The organism is Citroniella saccharovorans (assembly GCF_035481615.1).
Taxonomy (GTDB): Bacteria; Bacillota; Clostridia; order Tissierellales; family Peptoniphilaceae; genus Citroniella; species Citroniella saccharovorans.
Genome location: NZ_JAYKOT010000003.1, coordinates 23,158 through 34,270, shown reverse-complemented (window position 1 = coordinate 34,270; position 11,113 = coordinate 23,158). Strand labels below are relative to the sequence as shown.

Here is an 11,113-nt window from a genome sequence, read left to right as displayed (position 1 = left end):
AAATGTTAAAAAGAAAAGATTTATTCAATGAAAATGGAGACACAGTTCTTACTAAAAGGCAAATTATCGGCGGAAATACAACAAATTTAAATGATTTTAACAATATTAAATATACATTCACTTCCGACTGGTATAGGCAAGCTATGAATAATTTTTGGATACCTGAAGAAATTAACTTAACTAGTGATATAAAAGACTATAGAAATTTAGAAAAGGAAGAAAAAAGAGCTTTTGATAAAATTCTTTCCTTCCTAATCTTTTTAGATTCACTTCAAACAGCAAATCTTCCAAATCTTGGTGAATTTATAACTGCAAATGAAATCAATCTATGTCTAAATATTCAAACCTACCAAGAAGCTATTCACTCTCAAAGCTACGGCTATATATTAGATACAATATGCGAACCTCAAGAGAGGGATGAAATATTATATCAGTGGAAGGATGATGAAGTTCTTCTAAGTAGAAATAGATTCATAGGAGATAAATACAACGACTTTTTTAATGAAAGAACAGAAGAAAATCTAATGAAAACCCTAATAGCTAACTATATACTTGAGGGAATTTACTTTTATTCTGGTTTTATGTTTTTCTATGCACTCGGAAGAATAAACAAAATGCCTGGAGTTGTTCAAGAAATTAGGTATATAAATAGGGATGAAAATACTCACCTTTGGCTTTTTAGGTCTATTATATTGGAACTAAAAAAAGAAAGAAAACACTTATTTACAGAAGAAAAAAATAAAATTTATAAAAAGATGATTGAAGAAGGCGTTGAAGAAGAAATAAAATGGGCTAAATACGCTATAGGAGAAAATATAAAAGGGCTTACTATGGATAATGTTACAGCCTACTTAAAATATTTGGGAAATCTTAGAAGTCAAGCACTTGGACTTGGGATTATATATGAAGGATATGAAAATGAACCAGATGAAATGTCTTGGGTGTCAAAATATTCTGATCCAAATGGAGTAAAGACAGACTTCTTTGAAGCAAAGGTTTCTGCTTATGCTAAATCTAGCGTAATTGAAGATGATTTATAAAATATAAGAAAAAAATATTAGAGTCCGAAATCTTTAAAAGTGATTTTGGACTCTTTTTTTAATTTAAAATAATATTTTATTTTCTATAAATTTATTTAAAGTTAAATTCCCTCTTTATAGTCTAGTCTTAAATTTTCAGATAGATTTTCTCTTCTAAGCATAAAGTAAACTATAAGTGTCAATCCTATGAAAATAAGAGTCAAAAAAATGAAAGTCAAAAGTATAATAAGAGGCAAATTGTAATCCATAAATCTTAAAAATAATATATAGGAAATGAATAGGGAAATTAATAACAAGCCAACAATATATCCCATAAATCTATTCATTATGCCTTTTATACTAAAGCCTTCAATGTTTTTAATAGATGCCTCTCTTGCATAGAGAAAAATTTTCCCTTCAAAATTATAAGATAGACCAATAAAGCTAGTGGCAGATAAAACAAGTACAAGAACTAATATGCTTTTTAAGTAAAAATCTAAACCATTTTTTTCTTCGTGTTTTATTTCTTTTATACTATAGTCAGTATCCTCTCTTATATAATTTTTAAATTCTTCTATTTTCTCATCTTCATCTATGTCAATCATAGTATTTTTAAGAATTTCTTCAAATATATTTCCCTTAATTCCAAGATCAGACTTAGGAAAATCCTGAGTGTCAATTGCCTTAGCTGCATTAATATCTGGTAATACTATAAAAATATCATCCATCTCTGGATCCATAATATATCCAGTTACGAAGTTTTTCTTTATTAAACTAGTTTTATAGCTTTTACCTTTAAAAGAATAATCTTTTATATCTTTATTTAATACATTTATATTTATATCTTCATCTACATTAAAATAATCACTTAGTAAATCTCTATCTCCAAAGATATAAAATATACCATTGTTATTGCTAAAACTTACAAATCCCCCAGTAGAGAGAAAGCTATCATACTCATCAATCTTATTATTTAATATATCTAAAGAGCTAGTATTTTCATCCGCATGATCTAGGTGTTCTAGTTTTAGATTTTTGACAATTGAAAACCTTTGAAGATTTGGATTTTCTCCCCACTCAATTCCTATTTTTTGATTATATAAAAAGGAGCTAATAGGATATACAAATAGAAAGATAGCAACCGATATTTGTAAAACTTTAAATATATTATTTAGCTTAAAAGAATCCTTAATTCCATTTATAAAATTATTCATTTTTCTTTTTTCTAACCTCCAAGCTAAAATTTATATAAAGAGAAAGAAAACTAAAAATAAAAATAGCCAAAATTATTATTCCAATCTCTAAAAAATTTAGTGGTGAAATTTTAGATAATATAAAGAAAATAAAGAATATTAAAGAGCATATAAAGAAAAATATTATATTATTTAACTCATTTGCTAAAAAGATATTTCCTCCCCTATTACTTATCTTATATAGATAATATTTTTTCTTATTTAGTTTTATATATGACCTTACAGAGCTAAAAAATAAAAATATAGTAGATATGCTTATAATTAAATAAATAATAGACTGAAAATCTTCTTTTATATAGCTAAGAAATTCAAAATTATCTGGGCTTAAAGTATTTTCTTCATATCCATTTTCTTTAAGAAATTCTTTAAATTCTAATACATTTTTATCTTCTAAATTGTAGTTAACTATATATATTTCTTCTCCGAAAGTATCCAGTCCAGTTAAATTCACATAATAAGAAATATCACTTTCCCTATTATCCTTTACCCTTCCTATTATTTCAAATTCTTTTTCTAACTTTGGATCTTTTCTTAACTCGACAGCTTCTAATCTTCCCTCAAAAACACTTTTATCACTAAAAATTATTCTTTGACCATTTTCCCAAAATAAAAGCTCATTATATAATCTTCTTCCTCCATCATAATAGCCCGCGTAACTTTTATCCTTATAAAAAGTCAAAAATGATACAGAGTCAAATTTACCTGGGTCAAATTTTTTAACTTCTAAGGGCTTAGCTTTACTAGTAAAATATAAACTATTATATGTTATTCCCTTTTTAATTTGAGTATTCGACATATATCTTGCTTTAATAATAGATGAGGATAAAATGACAGCTACAAGCAGAAAAGCGAATAAAAGTTTAAGCCTAATATTTTTAAATATAGTTTTCACTATACCTTCTCCTTTTAAAATTACTTATTAAATTTATTTATTAAATTTATATAGAACATTATTATATCCAATACCACCAAAAACTGTAGTCTTTGGTCCTTCGTTTAATTTATCCATAACTCTTATTACATATTTTTATTTAAGTTTTACAATAAGATTATTTTTCTATTTTTTCATATTAACCCTCCTAGGTATTTTATTTAAGTGTTTGCTTAACACTTATTATTAATATACCCATTTATCGTGATAATAAACATATTTATTGTTTTTTTTAATAAATATGTAAAAGTTTTTAGAAATACACATTTTTATTGCACTTATTAAAAATATATGTAATCTAACAAAAGCTAATATAAATTAAAGCCACTAAAAGTCATTTCTTTAATAAATGATTTTAGCGGCTTTAGTTCTATATCTTTTACACTAGCTACATTCCCTCTTTAAAATCCAATCTTAGATTATCAGTTAAATTTTTTCTTTTTAGCATAAAGTAGACCACTCCTATTAAGAAAGCTGAAATAAGTAGGGCAAAAAGAAAAGTAAATAAAATAGTCTCTTTATATAAAAGCTTTATAAGGAGTATATAAAATATTATTAGGGATATTAATGATAAGGTCAAAATATAGGATGAAAATCTAAGTAAAAGACTAGATAAACTAAGTCCTTCTATATTTTTAATGGACGCCTCTCTTACATAAAGTAGGATCCTACCTTCAAAATTATATGATAGGCTAAGTATTATAAATAGTATAATGAGAATTAATAGTCTAAGCATAACCTTGCGGTAAAAGATACTATCTGAGTTATTTTCTTCGAGCTCCCAAAGATTACAATCAAGATCATATACAATTTTTTTAAATTCACTAATTTTATCCTCATTATTAGAATTTATCATTGTGCTACTAATCATATTAAAAAGCTTCTCGCTTTTGCCTACTGATAAGAAAGATAAAAATTCCATCATTTCCCTAGGATCTTTATCTGGTAAAACTATATAAATTTCACTTTTTTCAGCATCCAAAAAATTATTATTAGAAAATGTTCTTTTTATAAGACTAGTATCATATTCCTTATTATTAAAAGTATATTTACTTATGTCCTTCCTTCTAACATTTATATTAATTTCTTCGTCAGCATTAAAATACTCACTTAAAATATCTCTATCTCCAAAAACATAATATTCATCGTTAAATTTAAATGCACTTATAACATCTTTATCAAATAAGTTACTATAATTCTTAACTAATTCATCACTATTTAAATCTTTTGTCTTTAAACTTTTTAAAACTTGAAATCTCTTTACATTTTCATTTTCCTTATAGTCAAGACCTATTTCTTTATGATTAATATAAGCATCTATAGGAAGAGCAAAAATAACAAATGTAGCTACTAATAAAATTGTTTTAAAAACACTATCAGCCTTAAAAAAATCTTTTATGCCTTTCACTAAATTATTCATTCTTCTTCCCCTCCAATACAAAATTAATATATAGGAAAGATATTGTAGCTATATATATTATAAAGAGAATTGTAGCTGCCTCTAAGCTAGATAGGCTAGTAGAAGCCGTAAGTTTTAAAAATGTAAAAAATAGTACAGATATTATAGCAAAAAATACTAACTTATCTCTTTCATTTCTTAAAAAGACTGACTCTTGAGCTAAATTTAACTTATAGATATAATATTTTTTTCTATTTAATTTTACATACTCTCTTAAAGCACTTAAATATACAAAAAATACAGAAATAGTGATAAGAATATATATTCTAGACTGAGAATCTGTCTTAATCATTTTTAAATATTCAAAAAAGGCTGGCTCTAAATTCTCTAACTTATAACCATTATCTACAAGAAGTTTAATTAATTCTTCAACCTGACCTTCTCCAAAACTGTAGCTAGATAGGTAAACTTCATCTCCAAAAGAATCCTGAGAAGTAAGGTTTACGTAGTATGAAATATCCTCCTCCTTACTATCCTTTACTTTTGAAATTACTTCAAATTTATCCCTATATTTAGGATCAGCCTTTAGCTGGATAGCTAAAGGCTCTTTTTCCATGATGGATTTATCGCTAAATAGCTCTTTTTGTTCAACTTCAAATGAGATTAATCTATGAGTTAGTGTTGTTGCCCTATCATAAATTGAAGCATAAGATTCACCTTTATAAAAAGTCAAAATAGAAGCCCTGTCAAACTTATTCGGATCAAATTTTTTGAGATCAAGAGGCTCACCATTAGTTGTAAGGTATCTATCACTATAAGTAACACCTCTTTTAATCTCAGTTTGATTGGTAAATCTATCTTTTATAACTGTCATTGAAATAAAGGTGATTGATAAAAGAAGTATATAGAGAAGTTTAAGCCTAATATCTTTAAAAATAAACTGTTTCATAAGTTCCACCTCCAAGTTAATATCTTTGTACTTTAATGTACTTATTATCTATATACCCAATAAATTTATTCTTAAACAATAAATCATTTATTTTTTTTAATATATTTAGCGTCTTTTATAAAAATTTTTTTCTGAGAAAACTTATATATTTTAGTAAAGGTAAAGATTGAAATTTTTTAAAAAATACATAAATAAAAGTATTCAAAATAAATATATAAATTTTTCTTTATTTTAATCCTAAGATTCTATTTTTTTCTCTTTTTAATATAAATATCTACAAAAGCATATATTAAAAGTAGACTACCTAAAACTATAAATATATAGGGCCAATTCTTTTCTAAAAATTCCATTTTATCCTCCATATTTTTTATACTATAAATTGTATCTTATTAAGCAAAAAAAATCAGCCCTTAAAGATTACATTTTTGTAATAATAGTGAAGTTTAAAGGAAAATAGGTTATAATAGAATAATATTATAGAAGGATTTAGGTGGATAAAATGTACGATCAGATGACTACAAATGAAAAATTAATAGTTGTAACTTCTATCTCCATTCTACTACCATTTTATTTTGCAGCCTTTATCTTGGTTTTTGACTTTTACTACATACTTATAAATAGTGATTATTTTAAAAGCGTTAAATCCTTTAAATACTATAAAAATATCAGATTATTTGTCATATATTCCTTAGTTATGAGCCTTATATTTACAAATATACTTGGAATTTTAGCAAGTATTTCATTTTATATTGTACTTGTTGATTTTATATTTATTTACAACAATATAAATACAAGAACTTTCAAAACTTCCCTAAGGGCAATGTTCTGTGTAAGTATTTTTTGGTTTTCTAGATCTTTTCTAATCCTAATCAACAATTATTTAAATCTTGAAGGCAAAGTATCTTTAATAAAGTTTATAACCGAAAGTAGAACTGCTTCTATATTTTTAAATGCTAATTATTATGGGATGATCGCTGGATTTATGCTTATTTATGGACTAAGCCATATTGTATATAAAAAAGGATATAAAAATCTCATTTACCTAACATATGTTATATTTGCATTTTTTGCTCTCATTCACTCTGGAAGTAGGGGGGCTCTTTTTGGATCTTTTGTTGGCTCTATTTATATTCTTTTAAAGAGCAAGGACAAGAAAGTTCTGAGCCTACTCATAATTGTTTTTTTCGTGAGTATATTTTATTTGCAAGTTACAGGAAAATTTGAATATACTAGACTTGATAGTTTTGAAGAAGATCTAATGGTTAGAAAAAAAATATGGGCAAGAGCTGAGAATTTTTTAAAGACTCACTTTTTAGTAGGGGCTGGTCCTTTTTCAATGTTTGTAATTTCTCCTAATGTAGGAAAATTTACTATTATTCATGCACATAATCTTTTCCTAGATATGCTTATTAATTTTGGACTTCTAGGATTATATATACTTTATCCACTTGTAAAAGATATTTTCTTAAAATTAATTATAAGAGATTCTAATAAATATTATAATATGTCTATTGGTCTAATAATAATGACTTTATCCCACGGACTATTAGATGTAACTATCCTAAACCACCAGTGTTTTTATCTATTGTTTTTCCCAATTTGCTATCTATGTAGTCTATCCAAGAAAGATGCAGCATTTGATGGTTTAAATCCGCTTTTCCCATTAAGTTAAATTTTTTTATAAAAAAGGAAAGTACCTTAAAGATACTTTCCTTTTAGCCTAAGTCTATAAGTTTTTTTTCATCAAAATAATCTATTAAATCTCTGTCATGACTAGCTAGAAAAATTTTTCTCTTTTTCGTCCTCCAGCACATATTCTTTTAAAGTTTTTAAAATTATCTTTTTTGATATATCATCTACAGAGGAAGTTGGCTCATCGGCTATAATAAATCTTGGATTTTTAATAAGCCCTCTAGCAATTGCTACTCTTTGCCTTTGACCGCCAGACAAAAACTTCGCCTTTTTACTCATTAGTTCTTCAATTTCAAGTTTTTTAAGCATCTCATATACTTTATACTCATTATCTTTTTTAGAAAATAACTTTTTCTCTAGACTAATGGCAACATTTTCTAAAACAGATTCATTTTCAAGAAGTTCATACTCTTGAAATATTACTGAAAAATATTTTGATCTTAAAATTTCAATTTCTTTTCTACTATAGGACGAGATTTTTCTCCTTCCAAGAAAATAATCTCCCTCATAATCCAAATCTATGAGTGAAATAATATTTAAAAGGGTAGTCTTGCCCGTTCCACTTCTTCCTGCAAAAACAATAAATCTATCATCTTTAAAGTCGTGAGAAAAATTTTCAATAGCAGTAATTCCCGTATTTTTATATATTTTACGAATATTCTCAAGCCTAATTGTCAACTTCTTACCTCCTTTTTATCTAGGATAAACTAATCTTTTATTTATTATATAATATAAAAAGATATCAATCAAAAATTTATTTACTCTAAAAAAAGCTAAGCATATATAAATATACTCAACTCCAGGTTGTTGACAAAGTGGCAAAATCCAAAAAGTAGCTTTCCATACGAAAGAAATTGTAAGAAATTCAAATTGAAATAATCCGCCCGTAAATCGCACTGTTTGAGCGTTAGCGAGTTTGCGATTTACAGGATTATGAAATTTAGAATTTTGGGGTTTCTGCAGTCGGATAAGCGTTTTTGGATTTTGTCTACACTCTGAGCTAAGCATATAAAAAATATACTTAGCTCATCAAATTAAATTTATCTTTATTTAACTTCTCTTTTCTCTGCTATTTTAATCCCCACTACTAATAAAAGTACTGTCCATGCAGATAAAACAATTAGACTAATGAAAATATTATTAGTCTTTAAGCCAGATTTTACTATCATACTTCCATTTGCTATCTTGCTTGCATTCATGTGTGTAAATGGACTAATGATTTTGATTGGAGATTTTATTAGATTTTGTAGGTAAATAATTAGTCCAGTTATTCCTAAACTAAGACCTACTACTTTTATTTTTTCTTTTACAAAAATTGAGATTAAACTTCCTAGGCTTGCTAAAAATGCTATTTGAAAAATATAACTAATTATTAATCTAAGATTATATTTCCATATTGGAATTATCTTGAAATATGGCTCTCCTATAGCTATTGTTTCTAAATTCGCATCTCTTAAATATTCTACCACTGGAAAATCTATATCTCCCATTCCCTCTGTTATAAATCCTAATATAAATATTAGTAAAAATATTATTCCTAGCCCTAAAAGTCCCACTAGAAATGATGCTAATGTTTTATTTATGTGGTATTTTTTTCTAGTAGCTGGCTGAGTATAAAGTAATTCTATTTGGTTTCCATTTTCTTTATCAAATGAATATGCTCCTAAAGACAGTAGACTTATTAAAACTATTACTATTAAATCTACTGGATATGTTCTTTCTATTCTTCTTGGAATATAGCTTGCTGAATGAGAATTTATATTATCTTCTAAGTAATTATAATAATCTTTAACCAAAGTCTCAAAAGATGACAAGAAGAAGTTATCTGAAAGTAAATATGGTTTAATATTATTATCTGATAGGTAGTTGTATAGTGCTACTGATTCATTGATGCTAAAAGGGGTAACGTGTTTATCTTTTATAACTTCACCCCCAGCAAATTCATCATCTAAAAACTCTGTCATTTTTAGTTTATAATAATCTTTTCCATTTTTTTCAGAGATATATTTATTAGCATTGAGTGCATCCTTGTATAGTTTTTCATATTTTCTAATATCTTTAACAAAAGTTTTAGTCTCGTCATCCAAATCAACTTGATTTAATCTAGCATTATCTTTTGCATTTTCTAATTTTGAAGCAAAATAATCAGCAGAGGAGTTACTATTCTCATAAGAATCTTTAAGTTTTAAATCCTCTGCAAAAGAGATGAAAAATAATACTGAAAATACACAAACAATAGAAATAAAAATTGATGATGCAGCAGTATTTCTTATTAGTTTTACATATTCAAATTTAAAAATAGATTTACTATCATAGTTTTTTTCTTTATAAGTAGCTTTTGAGCCCTGTAGATTTAAAGTAGAAACTAGGGTGATAATAATAGATAGTAGAAAATAATTTAAATAATAGATTATGTCCTTAGAATATACATAGCTTTGCTGATTAAAATTTTCACCTCTTGAAAAATTTACAAATCCTAATATATTATCTTTAAAAGATAAACTATAAATTGGATTTATAAATAATCTAAAGCTTTCAAAGGTTCTAGTTAAAACTGATATTATAAGTAAAAGAGAACTTAAAATTACTATTGATGTAAAATAATTTTTAATTCTATTAGATATAAGAAGGGCTATAGAAGAGAAAAACAAAATCATTATCAGAAATCCTATAACAATTCTAATAAGTAACTCAAATGCCAAATAATATCTCTTTGCATCTGAAGCTTTAAATACTCTATATATATCTAAATGACCATTTAACCAATAATACCCAGAAAGACTTGAAAGGACTAAACTAAATATAATAGCCAAAATTGAATATAATAAAGCCAGGAAAAGAATTACAAATAACTTTGAAAAAATAACTTTTTCTCTACTAACTGGCATTGTTTTAGATAATAATAGACTGCCATCTAGTTTTTCTTTAGACACCATCATGATAGTCAAAATCATAAAAAAGATAATTGGAATAACGCCAAATATGGTTTTGCTCGACCCTATAAGAATTCTAAATGGAGATAAAGCATGCATACTTGATGGACCAGTAAATAGAGCTGTATTATATTTCTTCATAAGCTCATCCTCAAAGTTATTCCACTCTATAGCTTTTTGCATGTCTTTTGGAATACTTAACTTGTAGTCTTTAATTATATTTTCCATTTCTTTGCCATATTCTATGGTAATATCTCTTAATTTATAAATATCACTTTCATCCATCGAGTCAGAGTATAATTCACTCTTTAGCATCATCATATTTATATCTTTTTCGACTGCAAGTGTACTTAAGTTTTTAAAATCCTCATCTGAAAGATTTATAGTATCTGAAAGCCTCTGAGTTAAGGTATTTAAATAAAATTCTCTATCATACATTTGCTTTTCATTTAAATGAAAAATACCTCCTTTTGATTTTATAACTGATAAAGACTGACCAGCTAGCAAAAAAGCAAGAATAATTAGAAGTAATATATACTTTTTCTTCCATACCTTAGTAAATTCAAATTTAATCATATTATTTCTCCAAAAGGGCTAGCTTATCTAGCCCATAAAATTAGTCAGCTAAGAATAAAGCACCTCTATAGTAGTATGTTACATTACTATCCCTGTCAATATATACTCCATCATAGTCAAGGTAGCCCTCATACCAGTGTCCATCAGAATAAACTCTTCTCCAAATCCTTTTTCCCTCGTTATACTTTGATTTAACTTCATAAGGAATCCATTCACTAACAGGGCCTCGTAATTCTTCCTCAATTTTTAAACCATCTAAATCTTTTGCAAATACGTTTTCTTTTGGTAATACTGAAATCAAAATAAATAGTAAGCTAAATACTATAAATATTTTCTTTTTCATATTACTCAATCCTTTCTT

General features: G+C 26.2%; 9 protein-coding genes. 2 read left to right on the top strand and 7 right to left on the bottom strand.

What is annotated here, in order from left to right:
• Nucleotides 1–2 precede the first annotated feature (2 nt).
• Nucleotides 3–1,040, top strand: a complete 1,038-nt coding sequence (locus VLK81_RS02695) for a ribonucleotide-diphosphate reductase subunit beta (RefSeq protein ID WP_324619011.1) — start codon at nt 3–5, stop codon at nt 1,038–1,040.
• Nucleotides 1,041–1,141: 101 nt separating this feature from the next.
• Here the strand turns inward: VLK81_RS02695 and VLK81_RS02690 are convergent, their stop codons facing one another.
• The 4 genes from VLK81_RS02690 to VLK81_RS02675 form a co-directional block, all read right to left on the bottom strand.
• A complete protein-coding gene (locus VLK81_RS02690; RefSeq protein WP_324619010.1) occupies nt 1,142–2,233 on the bottom strand; it encodes a hypothetical protein in 1,092 nt (363 codons plus the stop codon).
• On the bottom strand, nt 2,226–3,164 hold the full coding sequence (locus tag VLK81_RS02685) for a hypothetical protein (RefSeq protein WP_324619008.1): 939 nt from the start codon (nt 3,162–3,164) through the stop codon (nt 2,226–2,228). The genes VLK81_RS02690 and VLK81_RS02685 overlap by 8 nt, the downstream gene beginning before the upstream one ends.
• Before the next feature lie 427 nt (nt 3,165–3,591).
• Complete coding sequence (locus VLK81_RS02680) at nt 3,592–4,623, bottom strand: hypothetical protein (protein WP_324619005.1); 1,032 nt, start codon at nt 4,621–4,623, stop codon at nt 3,592–3,594.
• Nucleotides 4,616–5,551 (bottom strand): hypothetical protein, encoded by a 936-nt coding sequence (locus VLK81_RS02675; RefSeq protein ID WP_324619003.1) that lies wholly within the window; start codon nt 5,549–5,551, stop codon nt 4,616–4,618. Before VLK81_RS02675 ends, VLK81_RS02680 begins: the two co-directional genes overlap by 8 nt.
• A 499-nt stretch (nt 5,552–6,050) precedes the next feature.
• Here VLK81_RS02675 and VLK81_RS02670 point away from each other — a divergent pair, with 499 nt between their 5' ends.
• Entirely contained in the window at nt 6,051–7,223 is a 1,173-nt protein-coding gene (locus tag VLK81_RS02670) for an O-antigen ligase family protein (RefSeq protein WP_324619001.1), read from the top strand.
• A gap of 101 nt (nt 7,224–7,324) precedes the next feature.
• On the opposite strand, the gene VLK81_RS02665 is transcribed toward VLK81_RS02670, so the two are convergent.
• The 3 genes from VLK81_RS02665 to VLK81_RS02655 all read right to left on the bottom strand — a co-directional run bounded on the left by VLK81_RS02665 (nt 7,325) and on the right by VLK81_RS02655 (nt 11,095).
• A complete protein-coding gene (locus VLK81_RS02665) occupies nt 7,325–7,921 on the bottom strand; it encodes an ABC transporter ATP-binding protein (RefSeq protein ID WP_324618999.1) in 597 nt (198 codons plus the stop codon).
• Nucleotides 7,922–8,289: 368 nt separating this feature from the next.
• Entirely contained in the window at nt 8,290–10,752 is a 2,463-nt protein-coding gene (locus VLK81_RS02660; RefSeq protein ID WP_324618997.1) for an ABC transporter permease subunit, read from the bottom strand.
• Nucleotides 10,753–10,792: 40 nt separating this feature from the next.
• On the bottom strand, nt 10,793–11,095 hold the full coding sequence (locus VLK81_RS02655) for a hypothetical protein (RefSeq protein WP_324618995.1): 303 nt from the start codon (nt 11,093–11,095) through the stop codon (nt 10,793–10,795).
• Nucleotides 11,096–11,113: the final 18 nt, after the last annotated feature.